We start from the raw sequence: 255 nt of genomic DNA, 5'->3' as shown, positions 1-255 counted from the left end.
GTTTCAGATTTCGGCTCGGGCGGTGACAGCGGCTGGAGGCTGCGGTCTGCTGGAGGAATGGGGGACAGCAGGCTGCAACCGCTGGTGTTATCCGAGGACGAGCGGCTGGTGTTGCAGGGGTGGGCCACACGCCGGACGACCGCGCAGGGTCTGGCCAAGCGGGCACGGATCGTGCTGGCCTGCGCGGACGGACTCAGCAACACCGCGGTGGCCGCCCGGCTGGACACCGATCGTGGGACCGTTGCCCGGTGGCGG

The 255-nt window shown here is 70.2% G+C and carries 1 protein-coding gene; it reads left to right on the top strand.

The features are described 5' to 3' along the window. Positions 1–57 precede the first annotated feature (57 nt). On the top strand, positions 58–255 hold a 198-nt coding region (locus DMH12_RS38820), incomplete at its 3' end, for a helix-turn-helix domain-containing protein (RefSeq protein WP_148107625.1).

Origin of the sequence: Streptomyces sp. WAC 04229 (assembly GCF_003947455.1) — a bacterium.
GTDB lineage: Bacteria > Actinomycetota > Actinomycetes > Streptomycetales > Streptomycetaceae > Streptomyces.
Note: the sequence above shows the minus strand (reverse complement) of the source record. Positions and strands in the feature narration are given on the sequence as shown.